Genomic DNA, 21,988 nt, shown 5'->3' on the forward strand with positions numbered 1-21,988 from the left:
ACGCCAGGGGAGGCACAGAGGCCTGCCCTATATCTTCATCCTCTCGCCACCACCACCGCCCCGGTGACCAACAGGTTGATCAGCGAGAGCGGCAGCAGCACCTTCCACCCGAACGACATCAGCTGATCGATCCGGGGCCGGGGGAGGGCGGCCCGCAGCAGAATGAAGAAGCCGAGGAAGAAAGATGTTTTCAGTAAAAACCAAATAATCGGCGGCAGAAACGGCCCGTGCCAGCCGCCGAAGAAGAGGACGGTGATCATTGCCGAGATCAAGATCATCCCGAGATACTCTCCGATGAAGAACATCCCGAATTTCATCCCCGAATATTCGGTGTGAAAGCCGGCGCCGAGCTCGGTCTCCGCCTCCGGGAGATCGAACGGCAGACGATGCGTCTCGGCGACCCCGGCGATCAGGAAGAGGACAAAACCGAAGAACTGGGGGATGACGAACCAGAGCTCCCGCTGCGCTTCGACGATGTCGGTCAGACGAAAAGAGCCGGCGAGCATCACCGTGCCGGTGATCGACAGACCGAGGAAGACTTCGTAGCTGAGGAGCTGCGCCGCGGCGCGCAATCCGCCGAGGAGCGAATATTTGTTGTTCGACGACCAACCTCCCAAGACGATGCTATAGACGGTCAGCGACGTCATCGCCAGAAAGAAGAGGACCGCGATGTTCAGATCGACCAGGACCAGTCCGGGGGCGAACGGGACGACGACGAAGGCCATCAAAACGGCGACCATGATAATGGCCGGGGCGAGGACGAAGACCGGCTTGTCGGCGAAGGGGGGAATCCAGTCCTCCTTCGTGAAGAGCTTGATGCCGTCGGCGATCGGCTGAAAACTTCCGAAGGGGCCGACCCGGTTCGGCCCCAACCGGTCCTGCCAGACCGCCAGAAGACGCCGTTCGATCCAGGTGAGCCCGCCGGCGAGGCTGAGCATGATGAAGAGGAGCGCTAAGATGAAGATCCACGTAAAAAGGGTCATGAGGCCATCCTCAACATTCTCCCCCCGGCGGCGGGACGAAGCCGGCCCCAGGCGGGAAGGGGGGCGCCGACGAACGGCGGAATCCCGGCCGGGACCGCCGCCAACCCCTTCGGCAACGTTTCATCGATCCGGACGAGAAGTGGGTAGATCCGGCCCTCCCATTCGAGCTCGACCTCTCCGTCTTCCCCCGGTTCGATCTGAAGGCGCTTGGCATCGTCCGGGCGAAGCGCGATGTAGGGCGACGGGGCCAACGACATCAGCGTCGGCGCAGAGCGGGTCAGCTCCTCCGAGCCGAAGAGATGAAAGCGGGGGACGAGCAGCCATTGGTCGGGACGGGCCGCAAAGGGACGAGGGACTTCCCCAAAATAAGGCTGCTCTTTTTCCTCCGCAGGCATAATTAAACGAACGCCGAAGGGGGTACCGGGCAACTCCTCACCGGCTTCCCCCTGGAGTTTGATGGTCGCCTGCTGGTTCGAGTTCCAGCCGGGGGTCCAGGGGAGCGGGGTAAGGGAAGCGGGGCGCGGCCCCCAGTATCCTTCCATCGAGAAGGCGAAGGGAGAGTCGGGGTCTTCGGGCGGCTTCGGCTCATGGACATTTTCATTGGCGTGTATGGCGGTCCGCCCGCTGAAGCGGAACGACTCGCGCGGAAGCTTCTGATCGGCGATCCGGAAGGAGGCCGGCGGAGCGGCGTCTCGCGCGCCGGCCAGCGTGGGGATCTCCCTTGCCATGGTATCGAGCAGATCGTCCAGGCTCTGCCAGGCGGTCCCTTCTTCTCTTCCGGCTGCTGCGAGGCCGTCGCGCAGCCACCGCCAGCCTTCTTGAATCTCCCCTTTGGGGATAAACACTTTAAAGAACCGTTGTGCCCGTCCCTCGCTATTGACCAAAGTACCGGTCGCCTCTGCGTAGCTGCCGACCGGAAGCACCAACTCGGACCGGGACGAGGTCGAGTGATGGAGCAGGTCAAGGGTGACCAGATGCGGGACGGCATCGAGGAACGCATCGACCGTCGCGCCATCGGCGCGCCGGGTCAGATCGTTCTCCAAAATCAAAGCCGTTTCCACTTCTCCCTCGTGGAGCATTTGAAAGGCTTCACCCAGCGGGCGGCCTCCGATCAATCCCAATCCGACGGTGTTGCCCTCCGGGATGGCGAAGGCGAGTCCCGCTTGCTTGCCAGTGGCGCGCAGGGCTGAGGCGATGTTCGCGGCGCCATGGATAACCGCTTCACTGTTCAAGCTCATCCCGGTCACCACCAGGGGGCGTTCCGCCGCCATCAACGCACGGGCGATCCGGTCGGCCAGCGCGCCGACCGACGGGGGAAGGCCGGGAACCGCCGGCGCATCGGGCGAAACGGCATGCGCCACCGCGGCGCCGAGCCGGGCCAGATCTTCGGGGGCGGCCCGGTAGGTCTCCGTCGCGACCTCATCCAGCCGGGTCGCCGTCGGCGCGGCGATGAAGAGGGGGCTTTGCGGTTGGCCTTTGGTCGCGTCCCGAACGGCGGTGGCGTTCCAGGAGGGGATCTTCAGCGTATCGGCGGCGGTTATCTGCCGTTGGCGGACCGCCTGGCGAAGGCTCAGCGCCATCCGCGGGGTCACATTCGTGACGTCTTCTCCCAAAATAAAAACCGCATCGGCGCGCTCCATCTCGGCGAGCGAGGGGGTGTAGGCCGGGCCGGTTCGGAGAATGTCGAGGATGTTCCTCAGGAGACGAAATTGCTTGTCGGCCATGCCGGCGAAAAAGCGGTCCGGTCCTACGGCAGTTCGGAGGGCGAAGTTCGCCTCCAGCGAGGCGCGGGGCGATCCGATCCCGATCACCCGGCCGTTCCGGAGCAACGTGCCGAGGTGTTGAACCGCCTCCCGCTTCGAAATCTGGATCGTCTTTCCTTCCCGGACCAAAAGCGGCTCCCGAATCCGCTGCGGGCTGTTGGCATGTTCATAGCCGTAGCGCCCCCGGTCGCAGAGAAAGTAGCCGTTGACCTCCGGGTTGTACCGGTTGATATTCCGGCGCAATGTCCCGTAGCGCTCGCCGGGGGAAATATTGCAGCCGAGGCCGCAATGGAAGCAGAGGGAGGGGGCGCTCTCCAGGTCCCACTTGCGGACATAATGGCGTCCGTACGTCGCGTCTTTGAAGACGCCGGTCGGGCAGACTTCATCAAGGTTGCCGGAGAACTCATTCTCCAAGACGCCGTCCTCCTTGCGGCCGAAGTAGACGGTGTTGCGCAGGTGAAAAGAATAAAGGTCGCGGCCGCCGGCGTAGTCCCGGTAGAAGCGGACGCAGCGATAACATTGAATGCAGCGGTTCATCTCATGTTCGAGCAGCGGGCCGAGGTACTGGTTGCGGAAGGTCCGCTTCCGGAAGCGGTAGCGGCGGGCGACATGGCCGGTCATCACCGTCATGTCCTGGAGATGGCACTCCCCCCCCTCGTCGCAGACGGGACAGTCGTGAGGATGGTTCAACATCAGCCCCTCGATGACCGAGGCACGGAATGTTTTGGCCTCCGGATGGAGGATCGAGATCCGGGTCCCATCGATCGCGGGGGTCATGCAGGCCATCACGATCTTGCCCTGCGTGTCGTTTTCGTCTTTGAACGCTTTCACCGCGCACTGCCGGCAGGCGCCGATGGAGCCCATTGCGGGATGCCAGCAAAAGTATTCCAGATTCAATCCAAGTCCCAGCACATTCTGAAGGACGTTCTGGGCGGGGTTGACCGGATAGGGCTTGCCGTCGATGTAAATTGTGGCCATAGTTGGACCATTTCCTCTTGACCGTCATTCCCGCGAAAGCGGGAATCCAGAGTCTTTTGATTAAGTGCACTGGATTCCCGATGAAAAATTTCGGGAATGACGGAATAAAAACATCAATGTTTTACTAAAATCGGTGATCATTACTTTTCCACGGGCAGCGCTTCTCCCGGAGGTGCCGCTCGAAATCTTCTTGAAAATAGATCAGCCCGCTCGCCAGCGGCTCCATCGCGCCGGGGGCAAGGGCGCAGAAGGTGTTCCCGGGGGCCATGAACTTCGTCTGCTCTCGCAAGATCTCCAGATCGCCTTCTTCTCCCTCCCCCCGCTCCATCGCCCCCAGGATCTGCTCCACCCAGGAAAGCCCGCTCCAGCAGGGGGTGCACCAGCCGCACGACTCCTGGGCGAAGAACTGTTCGATGTTCCACAACATGCCGACCGGGCAGGTCCGGTCGTCCAGGACGATCAGCGTCGCCGTGCCGAGGCGGCTTCCCGCTTTTTTGATCTCGTCGAAATCCATCGGGATGTCGAGGTGCGCCTCGGTGATGAATTCGGTGGAAGCGCCCCCCGGAATCGCCGCTCGAAACTGGAGGCCGTCGCGCATCCCCCCCGCATGCTCTTCCAGAATCTCCCGCGCGGTCGTCCCCATCGGCAGCTCCCAAAGACCGGGCCGCTTCACCTTGCCGCTCGCGCCGTAGAGCTTCGTTCCGGCGTCTTTGGTGCGGCTCAAGCTTTGGAACCAATCGGGACCGTGCTTCAGGATGTGCGGGACGTTGCAAAAGGTCTCGACGTTGTTGACGACCGTCGGCTTTCCCCACAGCCCGACCGTCTGAGGATAAGGGGGCTTGGCCCGCGGGTTGGCCCGTTTTCCCTCCAATGCATTGAGGAGCGCCGTCTCCTCGCCGCAAATATACCGGCCGGCGCTGACGTGGAGGATCATCTCCAGGTTGTATCCCGTCTCCAGGATGTTCTTGCCGAGGTAGCGATGCCTGTAGGCGTCGGCGATCGCTTTCGACAAACGGGCGGCCGCCTCCCGGTACGCCCAGCGGAGAAAAATATAGGCGGCGTCGGCCTCCACCGCATAGGCGGCGATGATCATCCCTTCGATCATTTGATGCGGGTCCCCTTCCAGAAGGAAACGGTCTTTGAACGCCCCCGGCTCCATCTCGTCGGCGTTGGCGACGACATATTTCGGGTGGGGCGCGTCTTTGCCTCGCGGGACCAGGCTCCACTTGACCCCGGTCGGGAAGCCGGCGCCGCCGCGGCCCCGAAGGCCGGAGCGCTTGACCGTCTCGAGGACCTCCTCCGGCGACATCCGGAGCGCCTTTCGCAATCCCTGATAGCCGCCGGCGCGTTCGTAGGCGGCGAGGTCGATCGCGGTCCCGTCTGTACGAATGTGTTGCGTGAGCGGTTTTTCCAATACGGGCATCTTTATTGATAATCCTCCAGGAGGGTGTCGATTTTCTCTGTCGTCAGATCGCTGTGAAGGTCCTCATTCACCATCATCACCGGCGCGCGGTCGCAGGCGCCGAGACAGACGTTCGGCAAAAAGGTGAATCGATTGTCGGCGGTGGTCTGGCCGAGACCGACGCCGAGCCGTTCCATGAGATGCTCCCGGACCCGCTCATATCCCATCACCCAGCAGCTGACGCTGTCGCAGAGAAGCAGCACATGCCGGCCGACCGGCCTGCGGAAGATTCGATTATAGAAGGTGGCGATCCCGTCGAGCTCATCCGGGGCCATGTCGAGCAGGGATGCGACATCCTGGATCGCCTCATCGGGGACCCACCCGCGGTGTTTCTGAACGATCTGCATCGCATCGATGCAAACGGCCTGCTTGTTGGGGTAGAGAGGAAGCTCCGCTTCAATCTCCCTTCGTTCTTCCGGACTCAACATGTTTTCTCCGCATCTTGTTTATGTTTGATTCCTAATTGATTTATTTGTCTACATCCGCCAAAACAAAATCGACGCTCCCGAAGATGGCGATCAGATCGGAGACGGTCAGCCCCCGGCAGAGGAGCGGCAGCATCTGCATGTGGGGGAAAGAGGGGGTCCGGATTCGGTTCCGGTACGGCGTCGTGCTTCCGTCGCTGATCAGGTAATAGCCGTTGTTCCCCTTGCTCGCTTCGATCGCTCCGAGCGCCTCGCCGGGGGGGATCACCGGCCCCCAGCTGACGGTAAGGAAATGGGCGATCAGTGTCTCGATGTCGTGCATCGTTTTCGGTTTCGGCGGCGGGGTGGCGAGCGGATGGATCGCCTTATAGGGGCCGTCCGGCATGTTCCGGACGCACTGGTCGATGATCCGCAGGCTCTGGCGCATCTCCTCGATCCGGACGGTGGCGCGATCGTAGCTGTCGCCATCCTTCCCGATCGGGATATCGAATTCAAATTGGTCGTAGCCGGAATAAGGATGCGCCTTTCGGAAGTCCCATCCCAATCCGCAGGCGCGCAGGTTCGGCCCGGTCATTCCCCACTCGATCGCCTCGTCGACGGTCGTCCGGCCAATCCCCTTCGTCCTCGCTTTGAAGATCCGGTTTTTGACGATCTCCCGCTCGTATTCATTGAGGCGCGGCGGAAGGTAGCTGATGAAATCGCGGAAGAGATCTTCCCATCCGATCGGCAGGTCCTGTGCGGTTCCCCCCATCCGGAACCAATTCGGGTGCATCCGCGCGCCGGTGATCGCCTCGGCGATATAAAAGGCCCGCTCCCGGTCGTTGAAAGTGTAAAAAACCGGAGAGAGCTGGCCGACATCCTGGGAAAAGGTCCCGAGCCAGACGAAATGATTGGCGATCCGGTAGAGCTCACACATCATCACCCGGATGACCTGAGCCCGCAGGGGGATGTCGATTCCGGCGAGCTGCTCCACCGACGAAAGATAAGCCATGTTGTTGATGACGCCGGAGAGGTAATCGACCCGGTCGGTGTAGGGGAGGTAGGTGTGCCAGGTCTGCCGCTCGGCGACCTTCTCCTGCGCCCGGTGATGAAAGCCGATGTCGGGGACCGCGTCGACGATGATCTCGCCGTCGAGCTGCAGGACCACCCGCAACACGCCGTGGGTGCCGGGATGGTGCGGTCCGAGATTCAAGAAGAGGAAATCGGTCCCGTCGCTGCTCCGCTTCATCCCCCACTCTTCCGGATCGAATTGAAGCTGCTCCTGTTCCTCCATCATCTTTTGATCGGGCATGTTCAGGCCGAGCTCGGTTCCGTGAGAGGGATGATCCTTTCGCAGCGGATGGCCTTCCCAATCGCGCGGCATGATCAGCCGGACCAGGTGCGGATGGCCGTCGAAGCGGATGCCGACGAGGTCCCACGTCTCCCGCTCGTACCAATCGGCCGCCGGCCAGAGGTCGGTGATCGTCGGAACGGAGGGGCGTTTCTCCGGCAAAGGGACCTTGAAGCGAAGATAAGCGTTGCGGCCGAAGGAGTAGAGATGATAAACCGCCGTGAAGTCGCTGTCGGGCTGCCCTTCGCGGTGGACGCGGACCCGCTCGTCGATGCCGGTCAGATCATAGAGCATCTTGTAGGGCCGGTCGATTTCGTTCTTCACGTACCGGAGCAGATCGTGGATCTTCTCTTTGTTGATCCAGAAAGTCGGGATCCGATCGACCGTCGGCTGCACGGCGAGCAGCGCCGGACCGGCTTGCGCTTGAATCGCTTCGTTGAGGGAGAGATCAACGGTTTGCATCGCGGCCTTCCCGGTAAAGATCGTGCGACGCGTAATCGGGCGGGGTGAGCCGGCCGATCAACCGCCGCTTCGGACCCTTTAATTCGCGCTGGGCGGGGAATACCGGCTGCTCCACCCCTTGTGGGCCGATCACCCAGGAGAGCGGCCGCCGTTCGTTCCCCACCTTTTTTTGCAACAAAAGAAGTCCTTCCATCAGGCTGTCGGGACGGGGAGGACAGCCGGTGACGTAGACGTCGACCGGGAGAAATTTGTCGACCCCCTGGATGACGCTGTAGACGTCGAACATCCCGTCCGAGCAGGCGCACGATCCCATCGCGATCACCCAACGGGGCGCCATCATCTGCTGGTAGAGCAACTTGATCATCGGCGACGCCTTGTAGAAGACCGTTCCCGAGATGACGATGACGTCGGCTTCTCGGGGGGTCCCGCGGATCACCTCGGCGCCGAACCGGGCGATGTCATATTTGCTCGTCAGGCTGGTCGCCATCTCTACGTAGCAGCAGGAGAGGCCAAAATTAAACGGCCAGATCGAGTTCTTCCGACCCCACGCAACCAGATCTTCCAGCCGGGCCAGCGCAAAATTGCCGCGGCCCGAACTGTCAGTGGAACGATTGTTGTGATCGTGATTCTTTTCTCTCGAATCGGGCTTGCGGGACCACCAGCCCATCGCAGCTCCTTTCTAACGTGAGTACCATTCGGGCGATCCCCAATCGAGGGCGCCGAGCCGCGCAAGGTAGACCAGCGCCGCCAGCAAGATGCCGATGAAAAGGGCGATTTCTCCGTAGCCGAGCCAGCCGAGCTCGCGGGCCGCCACCGCCCAGGCGAAGATGAAGACCGCTTCCAAATCGAAGATCACAAAAAACATGGCGACCAGATAAAACTTGGCGGAGAAGCGAGCCTCCGCCGTGCCGGTCGGAACGATTCCCGATTCGTAGGGAATGTCGGTGGCGAGGTCGCGATGCCGCTCTCCCAAGAGATGGGAAAGGAGAAGCATCCCGGCGACCAGGAAGACAACGAGGAGGAAATAAGCGCCCAACGGCCAAAGAGTCATTGTTTCAGATCATCCCTAACGGCTCAGATTTATTCCCTCATTGTAGGGGGATGGGGAGGGGGGAGACAATTAGCCGGCATGATGATCTCCTTCCGTATGACGGGCGGCTGTCGCGGGGCCTTGGCTTGTCTCTTCCTGATTTCATCTTGGCGCAAGATCTATTTTGTTTCTTGGCCGGAATGTTTTTGCAAGTGCTATTGCTTTCCGGAATTTAAATGATTATTCTTGAAAATCGGAGGCGACGGCCTGATCCCGATAGGAGGAGGATTTCTGTGATCGGTCTCACTTGCCGCTTTCGGCCTCTATCCATACCGTCATTCCGGCCTTATAATGAGGGCATGAAGTGTTCACATGGAGCAACGCGCGATATTACAATCGGCCGCTTCTCCGCTCGGGCTTCCGAATCAGCGGCCTGGAACGACCGATAAGATGAGGATCTCCCTTTCAAATGCAGCGATGAGCCTGGGGCTTGCCGCCGTCTATTTCGTCGCCGGCAAGCTCGGCTTGATGTTGGCTTTTCTTCATGAGAACGCGTCGGCGGTTTGGCCCCCCGCGGGGATTGCGCTGGCCGCCGCTCTGCTCTTCGGATACCGCGTCTGGCCGGGGATCTTCCTCGGGGCCTTTCTGGCCAATGTGACGACGGCGGGGACGGTTGCGACGTCGCTCGGCATCGCGACGGGCAATACGCTTGAGGCGCTGGTCGGCGCCTGGCTGGTTCAGCGGTTCGCCAACGGCCGCCATGCATTCGACCGGCCGCAAGATGTTTTCAAGTATGTTCTTCTCGCCGCTTTCTTCAGCACGACCCTCAGCGCGACCTTCGGCGTCACCAGCTTGACCTTGGGAGGCTTTGCCTCCCTGGATCAATATGGACCGGTCTGGCTGACCTGGTGGCTCGGCGATATGGTCAGCGATCTGATCGTGGCGCCGCTGATCCTCCTCTGGGCCGGAAAGGGTCTGAAGGGTTTCACATGGCGGCGCTCTATTGAGTTTCTCCTTGTGCTCGTCCTTGTTTTTCTTGTCTGCCAGATCGTCTTCGGCGGATGGCTTCCCTTCAAGACGAAGAATTACCCGCTTGAATATTTGACGATCCCGATCCTCCTCTGGGCCGCATTCCGGCTCGGGCGGCGTGGGATGATGACCGCCTCCTTCATGATGTCGGGGGTCACCACCGTTGGAACGCTTCGCGGATTCGGCCCCTTCTTTACGGGCGACCACAATGAATCGCTCCTCCTGCTGCAGGCGTTTACGGGGACGATGACAGTGATGGCCTTGTCGCTCGCCGCGATCATTTCAGAGGAGAGACAAGCAGAAGAAGCGCTGCGCGAAAGCGAGGATCGACTGCGATTGGCGGTCGAGGCGACGGGACTGGGAACCTGGGATTTTAACCCGATCACCGGCGCCTTGCGATGGTCTGCCCGATGCAAGGCGATCTTCGGTCTTCCTCCGGAGGGGGAAGTGAGCTATTCCCTCTTCCTGGATCGTGTCCACGCGGAGGATCGGGAGCGGGTGAACGAAACGGTCAAGCGCCTGCTCGATCCGGCCAGCGGCGGAAATTATAAGATCGAGTATCGTACGGTGCCGCTCCAAAAGGGCGTGCCGCACTGGCTCGCGGCGCGCGGGCAGGTCTTCTATGACGAAGCGGGCCGAGCCGCGCGATTTATCGGAACGGTTCTCGACATTACGGAGCGCAAGCAGGGGGAGGAGGAGTTGAAAGCGAGAACAATGGAAGCGCAGGAGGCGAGCCGGTTGAAGTCACAGCTCCTCTCGAATGTTTCGCACGAGCTGCGCACCCCCCTCAACAGCATTATCGGATTTGCGCATCTCCTTCTGGGGGAGACGTACGGTCCGCTTCAAGAGAATCAAAAAATGCCCCTGGAGAGGGTGCTGAGGAACTCCGATGAACTACTCAATTTAATCAACAATCTGTTGGACTTTTCCAAGATCGAGTCGGGGAAGCTGGCGCTGGAACTGCAACCGGTGGAGATGGTCCCTCTGCTGGAAGATGTGTTGGAGGGATTGAAACCGCTGGTCGAGAAGAAATCGTTGGCGACCGGCCTGAATCTCTCAGAACGTATCCCGACCATTGAGTCCGATCCCAATCGAATCAAACAGGTTTTCTCGAATCTTCTCTCAAATGCGATCAAATTTACCGAGGAGGGGGAGATTCGAATCAAGTTGAAGGATCGACCTGAACGGGGAGGGGTGGAGATTGCGGTGCATGATACCGGCATCGGCATCCCGCCGGAGGAGCTCCCGAAGATCTTCGAGGCGTTCCACCAGGTCGATGGAACGTTGACGCGGGAATTCGGGGGGACCGGTTTGGGGCTGGCGATTGTAAAGGAGCTGGTGGATCTGTTGAAGGGGGAGATTCAGGCGACCAGCGAGCGGGGAAAAGGATCGACCTTCACCCTCTATTTGCCCTACCGATGGAAAGAGTAATCTTCGTTCTTGATGGAATGCACGAAATTGTGAAACAATGATCCCCGATGTGCGAACCTCGCGCCCCATTTTTTGAGTGAAAAAACCGAATGCCCTGGACCCCCCCTGTTTTGAAAACGGAACGGCTCTCTCTCGCCGGCCCGGACGATGCGGTTCAACCGGTTTTCGTTTCGGACGGCCGCGACGCCGCCGCGCAAGCATTGCCCGGCCTTCCCAGCAACTGGAAGATCTATCTGAAAGAGAGCGAAGAGCCGATCGGGACGATCGGCTATATCGGATGGGACCGTGAGACGCGTCTGGCGGAGGTCGGATTTATCCTGATGAACATCCATACCGGCCGCGGCTATATGACCGAGGCCTGCCGGGCCGTCGTCGATTTCGGCTTCGAGGGGATGGGCCTGGCGATCGTGGAGGCCAAATCGCTCCCGAACAACATCGCATCGATCCGCGTTCTTGAAAAGGTGGGGATGAAACGGGAGGCGCGGATTCAAGGACGGCTTTCTTCGAAGGGTCCGCCGGTCGATCTCGATCTCTTTCGAATCAAGAAAGAGGCGTGGTCAAGCGGGATAAGTTTTCGATGACGTAATCGGGACGGATCGCGCCCCGCTCGGCCATCGCCGCCGTTGTGCAGCCGGAGAGGACCAAGATCGTGGCGAGCCCCGCCCGCTGCCCGCCGAGGATGTCGGAGTCGAGCCGGTCGCCGACGATGGCGCAGCGGCCGCCGGGTGGAAAGAGATCGAGCGCGATCTCGAAGATTAACTTTTCGGGCTTTCCGACCACAACCGGTGTGATCCCGGTCGCCACCTCGATGGCGGCGACGATCGGACCGGTCCCGGGCCAGAGACCGTCGGGCATCGGGAAGTTGGCATCCCGGTTCGTCGCAATAAAGGCCGCCCCCCGCTGGATCGCAAGGGTCGCGATCTTCAGCTCCTGATATGAAAAGTGCTCATGTCCCCCGACGACGACGATCTCCGCCGCCACCCCCTCATTCCCTTTCAAGACATGTCCCCCGACCGCCTCGATTTCGGAGCGGAGCCCATCGCTTCCGACGACGAAAATCGGCCGGCCGGTTTTTCCTTCCCTCTGGAGGTAGAGGGCGGCGGCGCGTCCGGAGGTGAGGAACTCCGCCGGGTCGGCGGGGATGCCGAGGCGGGCCAGCTTCGTCGCATATCCGTCGGCGGTGTGGCGGGGATCGTTGGTAATGAAGAGACGGCGTTTTCCCGCGTCATTTAAAGCGGTGAACGTCTCCGCGGCGCAGGAGGTCGGCTGATCGCCGAGGTAGACGACGCCGTCGAGATCGATCAGAAAATGGTCAAACCGGTCGAGAAGGCGGTTCATCTCTTTCGCGAGGGGAGAAAGTAGAAGTGGTCGGTCGGGCCGTGTCCGTGGCCGATGGAGAGGCCGTGACGGATTGCCTCGGTCACATAAGTCTTGGCTTCTTGGACCGCTTGCTTCAACGTTTTTCCGGAAGCGATCTGAGCGGCGATGGCGGCGGAGTAGGTGCAGCCGGTGCCGTGTGTGTTCTGCGATTCGATGAAGTCGGACCGGAAAAAGGTGATCTCTTTGCCGTCAAAAAGGAGATCGCACCCCCGCTCTTCCAACAGGTGCCCTCCCTTCACCAGGACGGCGTGGCCGCCGAGGAGGTGGATCTTTCGCGCGGCCTCTTCCGCCTCGGCCACGGTGCGGATTTTGTTCCCGGTCAAGAGCTCCGCCTCGTGGATGTTCGGCGTGACCAGGGCCGCCAGAGGGAACAGCTCGCTCTTCATCATCGCAATCGCCTCCGGCTTGAGGAGAGGATAGCCGCTTTTGGAGACCATCACCGGATCGACGATCAGATTTTGAACCTGCATTTCTTTGACGAGCTGGGCGACCCGTTTGACGATTCCCTTGGAAGAGAGCATGCCGGTTTTGACCGCGGAGATCGTGAAATCGTCGAAGACCGCCCGGATCTGCGCCTCGATCACCCGAAGGGGAAGGTCGAACGCGGTGACGACCGTTTTGGTATTTTGAGCGGTGATCGATGTCAACACCGATAAGGCGAAAACCCCGTTGGCTTGGATCGCCTTGATGTCGGCCTGAATGCCGGCGCCGCCGCCGGAGTCGGAGCCGGCGATCGTCAAGACCTGCGCGATCGGCGGGCGCGACCGCGTCCCGTCCGACGGCGCGGCGGTCTCTATACCGGCCATCGCTCTTCCCTCCAGGCCATCTCCCAGAACATCCACTCGTAGCGGGAGCTGAGGATGAAGTAGCTTTCCATCCGGAGTTTTTCGTCGGCGCCGGCCCCTTTCGCCCATACATCGACCTTCTCGCACATCCAGCGGGCGACCTCGGCAAATTCGGGCGAGGCATAAAGGGCGAGCCAGTTTTTATAGGGATGTGTTTCCGGAGGAGCCCCCTTCTCCGTCAGACGGCGGCCGACCTCCACATAAATCCAGGCGCAGGGGAGGGCGACGACGGTCGTCTCGGCCAGGGTGCCGGTGGCGGCGACCTGAAGCATGTGGCGGGTATAGGCGTAGTTCGTCGGGGCCATTGGGAGGGCGGCCATCTCCGCCTCGGTCATCTTCCATTGCCGGCCGTATTCTTTGTGGAGTCCCCGCTCCACCTGGATGGTGTCGGCGGCCAGCTGGGTGAATTTCTGCATCGTCTCGATGTCGACGCTCTTCTGAGCCGCGGCGGAGAAGACCTTCGCCAGCTCGAAGAGGAAGAGGGAATCCTGGATGATGTAGAACCGAAATTTTTTCTCCGGGAGCGATCCGTCGCCGAGAGCCTCGACGAACGGATGCTTCAATTGCGCGTCCCAAATCGGCTGGGCGAGCTTTTTAAGATGTTGGGTAAACATAACCGCCTCCTTCAAACCATATTGAAGGCCATTTTAAAAGAAGCGACCTTGGATTGCAACCGGAGGAAAGGAATTAAAGTAGGAATTACGAATGTGGAAATTATTTGGGTTTGGCGGTGATGAACCAATCCCAGAGACGGGGCTGGTCATCGAAGGGCTCGAAGCTGCCGATCTGGCCGTCCCAGGGATAGAGGACCTTCTTGATCCGGATGTTTTTGAAGCCGGCTTTCTTCAAGCGGTGTTTGATCTCGAAGGCGTAGAAAAACTTCTGTCGCTGGCCGTCATCGTCGTAGATCCCGCTGATGAAATCGAACTTCCGGCGCTCCAGAATCTTTTTGGTGGCCCAGAGCGCTTTCTCTTCATCCCCGATCTTCTCGATCTCGCGGTCGAAGATCAGCGCCCCTTGATAAAGGATCACCTCCATCGACGGAAAGATCGCCATCAGGGACCCTTCCGGCGTCAATGTCCGATGGATCTCCGAGAGGATCGTATCGATGCTTCGTGAGGAGGGGAAGAGGATCGAGTTGACCGCGACGGCGACGTCGAACTGACCGTAGAACCGGGAGAGATCGATCAGAGAGGAGCGGCAGAAAGAGACGTTTTTGGCGTCGACGCGCCGCTTGGCCGTCTGAATCATCCGCGGTGAGAAGTCGATCGCGGTGACCTGCTTGAAGTGGTCCGACAGAAAGGGAAGAAGCGGGCCGGTGCCGCAGCCGAGGTCGGCGGCCGCTTGTTCTTGTTTGTTCGGAAGGGCGAGGATCTCGTCGAAGAGGGGGTTGATGACCCCTTCTTGAAAAGGAGAGATGATTTCCTGCTCGTATCGGTTTGCGATCCGGTCCCAATCTTTTACATCCATTGATTTAAATATAGCATATCTCTCTCATTTGGAAAACCGGAAATTCTGACGCGATGCGGATGATCCCTTTAGGGGATCTGTCGTGATGGTGTCCGAAGCGGCGCAGAGGGACAACATTGTAATCCGGGTTTGAGTAGATATAAGATGAGGGGGTCACCTATAAACTAAGAGGTTCGCGTCAGGTTGTTTTATGAATGACGATCGGCAAGAGCGCGGGACGATCTATACCGTGGGACACTCGACCCGGACGGAAGAAGAATGGCTTGCGCTGCTGGCGCATTATCGGATCGCGTGCTTGGTGGATGTTCGGACGGTGCCGAAATCTCGCCGCGTTCCCCATTTTAATAAGGAACACCTCGCCTCTCTGCTGCCGAAACACGGCATGGAATATCGTCATCACCCTGCGCTCGGCGGCCTTCGCAAGAGCAATGATCCCCATTCTCCGAATCGTGGGTGGCGGAATGCCAGCTTTCGAGGGTATGCCGACTATATGCAAACGGAGGGTTTCGAGAAGGCGCTCGCATCCTTGCTTTCGGAGATGCGGGGGAGGCGAACCGCACTGATGTGCGCCGAGGCGGTCCCGTGGCGGTGCCACCGGATGCTTCTCTCCGATGCGCTCTCGGTGAGAGGTCTTTCAGTGTGCCACATCCTCTCATCAACCGGGGTGAAGCCGCACAACATCACCTCTTTTGCCAAAGTGGAGGGGAAGAGGATCCTTTACCCCTCTTCTCAGGGACAGTCTTCACTGTTTTAGGCCTGCCGAATGAACCGCGATAAAAATCTTTCTTGGAAGACCTTGATCTTTTAGGTGAGATCGATTATGTATTGAGCTGCTTTTGAGAATGAGGAGGGACTGAGATGAGAGTAAAACCTTTGCAAAACTGGGTTGTGGTGCAGCCGGATGAGCCGGAAGAGCAAACCGCCGGAGGGATTTTCATTCCCGACGCGGCGAAGGAGCGGCCTGAAAGTGGAAAGGTCGTCGCCGCGGGGGACGGTCGGTTTGTCGAGGAAAAGGAAGCAAAGGGAAAGGTCAAGGAGAAGAAGTTCGTCAAGACCACCCTGAAGCCGGGCGATCACATCATGTATGAGAAATACGCCGCGAGGAAGGTTCAGGTTGATCAAGAAGAGGTCGTTCTGGTCCGAGAGGAGGATGTCCTCGGCTATCTGGTCTAACTCTTCTTCACGTGTGCAAAAGAATGGCCGGGAATCCCGGCCATTCTTTTTTGGATCTCTCCCGGGCGGATCTCCTTGCTAGGCTCTCCCCCGCTGCTCTCCGGAACGATAGGAAGTTCTCTGGCCTGTGATTGAAGCGCCCAGCGTGCTTGAAAAGATGAGTACGAGGATACCGACAATAATTTGATTCCACATCGCGGGCCGGACGTCGCTGTACCCAAGTAAGAATGGAGAAATGATCAGCCAAAGCCCTAATATAAAGTTGATCCATGGAACATAACTCATCGTTCACCTCCCTCTCTAGCCCTAGACCTTGTAGAAGCAAGGTCGTCATTTATGTTCGCTTAATCTCGTGCATAGAAATATCTGAATAATTAAAAAGCAAAAGAAGTGCCATGACTTGAGCCGCTGATGATTCCGGTTTCGCGCGACGCTCCTGTTCGGCGCGTGAGCGACTCCTCCTTCTTGGTTAGAAGCTGCACGGATCCGATCCATCGAGGTGCTCAATCTGAATGCCGAACGGGCCGTCGATCCGGTTTGAAAGAAATCGGCATTCAAGTGAAATGGAAGTGCTCCACATTAAGCTGTTCATGTCGCTCATCGACCGACAAATGATCGTTCCCGCAGAGCGGCGGTTAACGATTGAATGAATTGACTTTTTCGCCCGCATGTGAGCCAAAAAAGTATTGACAAGCCTAGCGATGTATGCTATAAGAGCGAATCTTTAAAAGAAATCACGGCCTTGTGCATGTAAGCGGATCGCATATCGGGGCTTTTTTCGCCGGCAGCACTGCTTCAGGGGAGGCCTTTTCTCATCTTAAATCTTAATTTTGAATTAAATCTTAATTTTGAATTCGATAAAGGGCCAGTAGGGTCTCTCCATCTTTACATCATTAATTGATGGAGCGCCGTTGTTCTGGTTTTCTGGCAATTGGATACATCATTTTTTCCCTTCCCATACCAAAGATCAACAGGGTTTTTCTCCCTGAATTCCGTCCCTCACCCGCAGTTCGTCTCTATTAGGGGGATGGCTTGGTCATTTCTTCCAACAATGTAGGGGCGATAGATTGTTTAATCAAAGGTATTTTATTTTAGCGAGCCTTCTTTTTTTTCTTTTTTTTACGACCTCTCTCTCCGTGCAGGGGGCTTCTCCAAAGAAAGAGTCTCCTTCCGCTTCAACTCCGTCGAAACCGAATCCTTCGCAAGGCAAACGTATTTTTAATCATTACTGCGCGGTCTGCCATGGTGTCACCGCAAAAGGAAATGGGGTGAATTCCGATAGCCTCGATCCCACCCCGGCCGACCTGACCAGTGATGAAGTGCAAGGTTTGACCGATGATGAAATTTATGAAGTGATCGATAAGGGGGGGGCGTCGGTCGAACTTTCCGTTGCGATGCCTCCCTGGGGAAGGACACTCTCCGGCGAGCAGATGCGCGACCTTGTCGCATACATTCGAACCTTTTCGGAGGAGGCTCCCGAGCCGGAAAAGGGGGTGCGGCTCTCGGATGTAAGAAGGGGAGACCGGTCCGATTGCCAAATCTGCCATATGAAGCAGGGCCAGGCGCGTCCGATTGCTCCCAACCTGGGACATGAAGGGAGCAAGTTGAATCCGGAGTGGCTCTCGAAATTTCTGAAAGACCCGGAAAAAATTCGGCCGGTCGGTTTTATCCCTCTGACCAAATCGAAGATGCCGAATTTTCAATTAAGCGATCAAGAGGTGTCGGCGCTCACCGCATTCCTGATGACTCGGAAGGACGCCGGCGTATCCAAGGGGCCGTTGGCGGCGCTGAACCTGTCCGACCCGGCCGAGATCGAAAAGGGAAGAAGGTTCTTCGTCGATAAATATGCCTGCGATGCCTGTCATAAGGGGGGCGAGGTCGGCGGGGTGGTCGGTCCCGATCTTTCGAGTACGGCGGAGCGTATCAGGCCGGAATGGGTTTTCTTCTGGTTGAAGAATCCTCAGGCGATCCGGCCCGACGTCAGCATGCCTAATTTCGGCATTCCCGATTCGGAGATACGTTCCCTGATCGCTTACATTTACAGCCTCGGTGACGGTGTTTCCCAGGCGGCCAAGGTTTCCGGAGAAACTTCCGCCGACCCGGCGTTGATTAAAAGGGGAGAAAAGTTAATCAAAGACAAGAATTGTCTTGCTTGTCATACCCTGGACAGCTTTAATAGTCAGGAGAAGCGGCAAGAAAAGGGGAAAGAGACGGCGGCAGCGCCGCGCTCCTAAAGTTTTGGAGAAAGATCGGTTTTCTGATTTGAGACAAGCGGCATCTTTACGGATCTCTTAAAGAAGGGGAAACGATGATGATGAAGGGAGTTCGGTTTTTTCTCTTGAGTTTGGTCGCCATTCACTTTATTTTAGTGCCAGTGGGTGCCCGTGCGGATGAAGAAGATGACGACAAGGCTTTAAAGCCGGTTCCGAAAGCATATGCCGACAAACATATGCCGAAGGGGTGGTGGACCGATCCCAAAATCGTCGAGGAAGGGAAGAAGCTCTACGAAACGGTGATGCTGGAGTTTGAGTACAAAGGGAAAAAAGAAGAGGTTAAAGACGGTTGCGCAACGTGCCATGGCATTGATCCAAAGAAAGACCGGCCCAAGCAGAGAGGGGCGCGGGATTTTCGTGTTCCTAAAAAAATAAACCAGTATTCCGACAGCTATTGGTTTTGGCGGGTTTCGGAAGGGGTGCCCAAGACCAAGATGCCGGCATGGAAGGACAAGCTGAAGGAAGAGGAAATCTGGAAGATCATCGCCTATGAGCACACGATGTCCCATGGCTCAAAACCGGAAGTGCACGAACATAAAGAGATTCAGATTTCCGTTGAAAAATAGTGGGGAGCATTTCTGGCTTCTCTGGGAAGAGGTTCCGGTTTTGGCGGTTTGAAAGGAATGTTTTCCAGGGTCGTTTATCACCTCGCTTAGATATTCCTAAGATAGGAATCCGATGACTACGATGGAAGTTGAATCGATCAAACCGTTGTTGGCCGTCGCCGTTTCTTTGATCGGCGCGGCGCTCATTGTCGCAACCCGCAGGAATCCGAATATAAGGGAGGGATGCTCCCTGGTGACGGCGATCCTGAAATTTCTGATCGTCGCTTCCATGATTCCCGCGGTCCTCGCGGGAAATACGCTTCACTACAATCTGATCACCCTTCTGCCGGAAGTCTCCATCGCGTTTCGGGTTGACGCATTAGGTCTTGTTTTTGCGCTCACCGCCTCCTTCCTCTGGATCGTAACCACCCTTTACTCGATCGGCTACATGCGCTCCCTCAGGGAGCATAACCAAACCCGCTACTACACCTGTTTTGCGGTCACCCTTTTTGCGACGTTGGGTCTGGCCTTTTCGGCCAACATGGTTACCCTTTTTCTCTTCTACGAAATCATCACCTTCATTACCTATCCCTTGGTCACGCACAGCGGGACCAAAGAAGCCTATGCCGCCGGGAATAAATACCTCTTTTATCTTTTGGCGACCACAAAGGCCTTCTTTGTCACCGCGATGTTTTTGACCTACAACATCACCAATACCTTCGATTTCAGGCCGGGCGGCGTTTTCCCCGCGGGGGCAAATCAAACCGTTCTGATCATCACTTATTTCCTTTTCATCGCCGGTCTCGGCAAGGTGGCGATCATGCCGTTTCACGCCTGGCTCCCCGCGGCGATGATCGCTCCCACGCCGGTTAGCGCGCTGCTTCACGCGGTGGCGGTCGTGAACGCGGGAGCGTTCTGTGTCCTCCGGATCATCTTTCATGTCTACGGTGTGGAATTGATGAAGGAATTGAACCTGGGGGTCATGACCGGGTTCTTGGCTTCTTTCACGATTATCACGGCTTCGATCTGGGCGCTGACACGGGATAATCTCAAAGCGCGGCTCGCCTACTCGACGATCAGTCAGCTCTCTTATATGGTATTGGGCGCGGCCCTTTTGACCCCCAGCGGGATGGCCGGCGGAATCATGCACATTGCAAACCATGCCTTTGCCAAGATCACCCTCTTCTTCTGCGCCGGGTCGATCTATGTCGCTTCCCATAAGACGAATATTTCCGAGATGGCCGGCATCGGGCGGAAGATGCCCTGGACCATGGCCGCTTTTGCGCTCGGGACCCTCAGTATGATCGGTGTCCCTCCGGTGGCCGGATTTCTGACGAAATGGTATCTGATGACCGGCACCATGGAGGCAAAGGAGGTCGGCTTCCTTTTTGTCTTATTGTTCAGCTCTTTTTTAAATGCGCTTTATTTTCTTCCGATCGTCCACAAAGCCTTTTTTGAAGGAACGCAGGAAGCTCCGGAAGGGCTGGCGCTTCGCCCCGTTCCGCAGAGTCTGGGGGCGGCGGCCGCAGGCGGCCATGAGGGGCATTCTCGTCCGGAGGGGCCGATCAAGGAGCCTTCTTATTTCCTCGTGGTTCCCCTGTTCTTATGCGCGCTCCTCTCCGTGCTCTTGGGGATGTTTCCTGAGTTGATATTGGATCTGGCCAAACTGGTCATTCGATGAACGAGCCTGTGACGATGGAAATGGATCGTGCGCGTCTTATAACAGTTCCTACGCTCGTTGAAGAGAACCGGCGGATGAAACGAGAGAACGACTCAGGAGGAAGATTATGACCGGGTGGATTCATCCTGCTGCCTTCTTTTTCATCGCTGCGGCTTTGCTCCTTTTTGTAAAGGGAAAAGCGAAGCAAGGGATCATTCTCGCCGCTCCCGCACTCGGTTTCCTCTCCCTCCTGATCGCTCCGGAAGGGGATCACGGCACGACGACCTTCATGGGGCAACAGCTCATCTTCGGAAGGGTTGACCGTCTCAGCTTGATCTTCGGTTATATCTTCACCCTCATGACCTTTATCGGAATGACCTATGCGCTTCATCTCAAAGACGAAAAGGAGCACATTGCGGCGCTCCTCTACGCCGGAAGCGCCCTCGGGGTGACCTTTGCCGGCGATCTCTTCACCCTTTTCCTCTTCTGGGAGATCATGGCCTTCTCGTCGGTCTTTTTGATCTGGTTTAAGGGGGGGAAAGCGTCGAGCGCCGCCGGGTTCCGCTATCTTCTGATGCACATCTTTGGCGGACTCTGCTTGCTCGGGGGGATCGTCATCCATGCCGCCGGTGGGGGGGGAATCGCTTTTAATGCCCTTCCACATACCGGTCTGGGGGCGACGCTGATTCTCATCGGGTTTCTTCTGAATGCGGCCGTTCCGCCGCTGCATGCTTGGTTGGCCGATGCCTATCCGGAAGCGACCGTCACCGGGATCATTTTCTTGAGCGCCTTCACCACGAAGACGGCGGTCTATGCTCTGGTCCGCGGCTTTCCCGGAATGGAGATCCTGATCATTCTGGGCGCGGTCATGGCCGTTTACGGCGTCGTCTATGCGATGCTCGAGAACGACATCCGAAGATTGCTGGCCTACCACATGTTAAGCCAGATCGGATACATGGTCGTGGGGGTCGGGATTGGAAGCGAGTTGGCGCGCAATGGCGCCGTCGCGCTGGCCATTGCCAATATTGTTTACAAAGGACTCTTGTTAATGGGGATGAGCTCGGTCCTTTTCATGACCGGAAAACGGAAAGCATCCGAGCTGGGGGGGCTCTACCGAACAATGCCTTGGACCTTCCGGCTGTTTATGATCGGCGGTTTGTCCATCTCCGGCTTTCCGCTGCTGGCGGGATTCGTCAGCAAATCGATGGTGGTGTCGGCCGCCGCGGAAGCGCACCACGGATGGGTCTTCTTGCTTCTTACGCTCGCCTCGGCCGGTACGTTCCTTTCGACCACCCTCAAACTTCCCTATGCGGTCTTCTTGGGCGAGGACAAAAAGATCGCTGCAACCGATCCTCCCAAGAATATGCTGATCGGGATGGGTTTGGCCGCCCTCCTCTGCGTTCTCATGGGGATCTTGCCGGGTCTGTTCTACCGGTTGTTGCCCTTCCCGGCGGAGTACCACCCTTATACTGTCGCGCATCTGGTCGAGTCGTTGCAGATTCTCTGCGCGACCGCTTTGGGATTTATCTTTTTCTTGCATAAATTTCATTCGGAAAATACGATCAGCCTCGATATCGACTGGTTTTATCGGAAAGGGGCGGCGGCTTTTCTCTGGCTGGCCAAACTTAATAAGTCTTTCTCAAGCCCTGAGCGATGAAGGGGCTTAGACAGGTTGTTCGATGAATCCGCATACGGATCAAACAAGCGCTACCCGGAAAAAAGAGGCCGCCTCCACAAAGGGGCTCGATG

18 protein-coding genes and 1 pseudogene are annotated in these 21,988 nt (G+C 57.9%); 8 read left to right on the forward strand and 11 right to left on the reverse strand.

Annotation, left to right across the window (positions count from 1 at the left end):
* Window positions 1-35 precede the first annotated feature (35 nt).
* From nuoH to MCM46_15255, 7 genes and pseudogenes are all read right to left on the reverse strand, one after another.
* Entirely contained in the window at window positions 36-983 is a 948-nt protein-coding gene (nuoH, locus tag MCM46_15225) for an NADH-quinone oxidoreductase subunit NuoH (GenBank protein ID MCG3113166.1), read from the reverse strand.
* A complete protein-coding gene (nuoG, locus tag MCM46_15230) occupies window positions 980-3,724 on the reverse strand; it encodes an NADH-quinone oxidoreductase subunit NuoG (GenBank protein ID MCG3113167.1) in 2,745 nt (914 codons plus the stop codon). The genes nuoH and nuoG overlap by 4 nt, the downstream gene beginning before the upstream one ends.
* Window positions 3,725-3,848: 124 nt before the next feature.
* On the reverse strand, window positions 3,849-5,147 hold the full coding sequence (gene nuoF, locus MCM46_15235; GenBank protein MCG3113168.1) for an NADH-quinone oxidoreductase subunit NuoF: 1,299 nt from the start codon (window positions 5,145-5,147) through the stop codon (window positions 3,849-3,851).
* A gap of 2 nt (window positions 5,148-5,149) precedes the next feature.
* Window positions 5,150-5,614 carry an NADH-quinone oxidoreductase subunit NuoE gene (gene nuoE, locus MCM46_15240; GenBank protein MCG3113169.1) on the reverse strand — a complete coding sequence of 155 codons (465 nt, stop codon included), beginning with the start codon at window positions 5,612-5,614 and terminating at the stop codon, window positions 5,150-5,152.
* A 40-nt stretch (window positions 5,615-5,654) separates the two neighbouring features.
* Complete coding sequence (gene nuoC / locus MCM46_15245; protein ID MCG3113170.1) at window positions 5,655-7,403, reverse strand: NADH-quinone oxidoreductase subunit C/D; 1,749 nt, start codon at window positions 7,401-7,403, stop codon at window positions 5,655-5,657.
* Window positions 7,390-7,977, reverse strand: a complete 588-nt coding sequence (locus MCM46_15250) for an NADH-quinone oxidoreductase subunit B (GenBank protein MCG3113171.1) — start codon at window positions 7,975-7,977, stop codon at window positions 7,390-7,392. Before MCM46_15250 ends, nuoC begins: the two co-directional genes overlap by 14 nt.
* 132 nt (window positions 7,978-8,109) lie before the next feature.
* Window positions 8,110-8,376: pseudogene (locus MCM46_15255) on the reverse strand (NADH-quinone oxidoreductase subunit A).
* Between the two features lie 429 nt (window positions 8,377-8,805).
* Here MCM46_15255 and MCM46_15260 point away from each other — a divergent pair.
* Together MCM46_15260 and MCM46_15265 are read left to right on the forward strand one after the other, a co-directional pair.
* Window positions 8,806-10,893 carry an MASE1 domain-containing protein gene (locus MCM46_15260; GenBank protein MCG3113172.1) on the forward strand — a complete coding sequence of 696 codons (2,088 nt, stop codon included), beginning with the start codon at window positions 8,806-8,808 and terminating at the stop codon, window positions 10,891-10,893.
* A gap of 89 nt (window positions 10,894-10,982) precedes the next feature.
* Entirely contained in the window at window positions 10,983-11,474 is a 492-nt protein-coding gene (locus MCM46_15265; GenBank protein MCG3113173.1) for a GNAT family N-acetyltransferase, read from the forward strand.
* Here the strand turns inward: MCM46_15265 and MCM46_15270 are convergent.
* The 4 genes from MCM46_15270 to MCM46_15285 all read right to left on the reverse strand — a co-directional run bounded on the left by MCM46_15270 (window position 11,434) and on the right by MCM46_15285 (window position 14,588).
* Window positions 11,434-12,231 carry an HAD-IIA family hydrolase gene (locus tag MCM46_15270; GenBank protein ID MCG3113174.1) on the reverse strand — a complete coding sequence of 266 codons (798 nt, stop codon included), beginning with the start codon at window positions 12,229-12,231 and terminating at the stop codon, window positions 11,434-11,436. The two genes, MCM46_15265 and MCM46_15270, sit on opposite strands and share 41 nt — an antisense overlap.
* Window positions 12,228-13,079, reverse strand: a complete 852-nt coding sequence (thiD, locus tag MCM46_15275; protein ID MCG3113175.1) for a bifunctional hydroxymethylpyrimidine kinase/phosphomethylpyrimidine kinase — start codon at window positions 13,077-13,079, stop codon at window positions 12,228-12,230. Before thiD ends, MCM46_15270 begins: the two co-directional genes overlap by 4 nt.
* Entirely contained in the window at window positions 13,067-13,732 is a 666-nt protein-coding gene (gene tenA / locus MCM46_15280; GenBank protein MCG3113176.1) for a thiaminase II, read from the reverse strand. The genes thiD and tenA overlap by 13 nt, the downstream gene beginning before the upstream one ends.
* A 100-nt stretch (window positions 13,733-13,832) precedes the next feature.
* Window positions 13,833-14,588: a class I SAM-dependent methyltransferase gene (locus tag MCM46_15285; GenBank protein ID MCG3113177.1), complete on the reverse strand. Its 756-nt coding sequence runs from the start codon at window positions 14,586-14,588 to the stop codon at window positions 13,833-13,835.
* Window positions 14,589-14,778: 190 nt separating this feature from the next.
* On the opposite strand from MCM46_15285, the gene MCM46_15290 reads away from it, so the two are divergent.
* From MCM46_15290 to MCM46_15315, 6 genes are all read left to right on the forward strand, one after another.
* Window positions 14,779-15,342 (forward strand): DUF488 domain-containing protein, encoded by a 564-nt coding sequence (locus MCM46_15290; GenBank protein MCG3113178.1) that lies wholly within the window; start codon window positions 14,779-14,781, stop codon window positions 15,340-15,342.
* Between the two features lie 104 nt (window positions 15,343-15,446).
* Window positions 15,447-15,761 (forward strand): co-chaperone GroES, encoded by a 315-nt coding sequence (locus tag MCM46_15295; protein MCG3113179.1) that lies wholly within the window; start codon window positions 15,447-15,449, stop codon window positions 15,759-15,761.
* A gap of 1,136 nt (window positions 15,762-16,897) precedes the next feature.
* The gene (locus MCM46_15300) at window positions 16,898-17,995 is read left to right on the forward strand and encodes a c-type cytochrome (GenBank protein MCG3113180.1); all 1,098 of its coding nucleotides are present in this window, start codon (window positions 16,898-16,900) and stop codon (window positions 17,993-17,995) included.
* Between the two features lie 104 nt (window positions 17,996-18,099).
* Window positions 18,100-18,600 carry a cytochrome c gene (locus tag MCM46_15305; protein ID MCG3113181.1) on the forward strand — a complete coding sequence of 167 codons (501 nt, stop codon included), beginning with the start codon at window positions 18,100-18,102 and terminating at the stop codon, window positions 18,598-18,600.
* Window positions 18,601-18,712: 112 nt separating this feature from the next.
* Window positions 18,713-20,260, forward strand: a complete 1,548-nt coding sequence (locus MCM46_15310; GenBank protein ID MCG3113182.1) for a monovalent cation/H+ antiporter subunit D family protein — start codon at window positions 18,713-18,715, stop codon at window positions 20,258-20,260.
* 106 nt (window positions 20,261-20,366) lie between these two features.
* The gene (locus MCM46_15315) at window positions 20,367-21,896 is read left to right on the forward strand and encodes a Na(+)/H(+) antiporter subunit D (protein MCG3113183.1); all 1,530 of its coding nucleotides are present in this window, start codon (window positions 20,367-20,369) and stop codon (window positions 21,894-21,896) included.
* The last annotated feature ends 92 nt before the right edge of the window (window positions 21,897-21,988 follow it).

The sequence above is a fragment of the Candidatus Manganitrophus morganii genome (assembly GCA_021651055.1).
Classification (GTDB): domain Bacteria; phylum Nitrospirota; class Nitrospiria; order SBBL01; family Manganitrophaceae; genus Manganitrophus; species Manganitrophus morganii.

What these genes read in the sequence shown, in the direction of transcription:
- nuoH (MCG3113166.1), bottom strand. Translation starts at nt 983, where the DNA reads ATGACCCTTTTTACGTGGATCTTCATCTTAGCGCTCCTCTTCATCATG.
- nuoG (MCG3113167.1), bottom strand. Translation starts at nt 3,724, where the DNA reads ATGGCCACAATTTACATCGACGGCAAGCCCTATCCGGTCAACCCCGCC.
- nuoF (MCG3113168.1), bottom strand. Translation starts at nt 5,147, where the DNA reads ATGCCCGTATTGGAAAAACCGCTCACGCAACACATTCGTACAGACGGG.
- nuoE (MCG3113169.1), bottom strand. Translation starts at nt 5,614, where the DNA reads ATGTTGAGTCCGGAAGAACGAAGGGAGATTGAAGCGGAGCTTCCTCTC.
- nuoC (MCG3113170.1), bottom strand. Translation starts at nt 7,403, where the DNA reads ATGCAAACCGTTGATCTCTCCCTCAACGAAGCGATTCAAGCGCAAGCC.
- MCM46_15260 (MCG3113172.1), top strand. Translation starts at nt 8,806, where the DNA reads ATGGAGCAACGCGCGATATTACAATCGGCCGCTTCTCCGCTCGGGCTT.
- MCM46_15265 (MCG3113173.1), top strand. Translation starts at nt 10,983, where the DNA reads ATGCCCTGGACCCCCCCTGTTTTGAAAACGGAACGGCTCTCTCTCGCC.
- MCM46_15270 (MCG3113174.1), bottom strand. Translation starts at nt 12,231, where the DNA reads ATGAACCGCCTTCTCGACCGGTTTGACCATTTTCTGATCGATCTCGAC.
- thiD (MCG3113175.1), bottom strand. Translation starts at nt 13,079, where the DNA reads ATGGCCGGTATAGAGACCGCCGCGCCGTCGGACGGGACGCGGTCGCGC.
- tenA (MCG3113176.1), bottom strand. Translation starts at nt 13,732, where the DNA reads ATGTTTACCCAACATCTTAAAAAGCTCGCCCAGCCGATTTGGGACGCG.
- MCM46_15285 (MCG3113177.1), bottom strand. Translation starts at nt 14,588, where the DNA reads ATGGATGTAAAAGATTGGGACCGGATCGCAAACCGATACGAGCAGGAA.
- MCM46_15290 (MCG3113178.1), top strand. Translation starts at nt 14,779, where the DNA reads ATGAATGACGATCGGCAAGAGCGCGGGACGATCTATACCGTGGGACAC.
- MCM46_15295 (MCG3113179.1), top strand. Translation starts at nt 15,447, where the DNA reads ATGAGAGTAAAACCTTTGCAAAACTGGGTTGTGGTGCAGCCGGATGAG.
- MCM46_15310 (MCG3113182.1), top strand. Translation starts at nt 18,713, where the DNA reads ATGACTACGATGGAAGTTGAATCGATCAAACCGTTGTTGGCCGTCGCC.
- MCM46_15315 (MCG3113183.1), top strand. Translation starts at nt 20,367, where the DNA reads ATGACCGGGTGGATTCATCCTGCTGCCTTCTTTTTCATCGCTGCGGCT.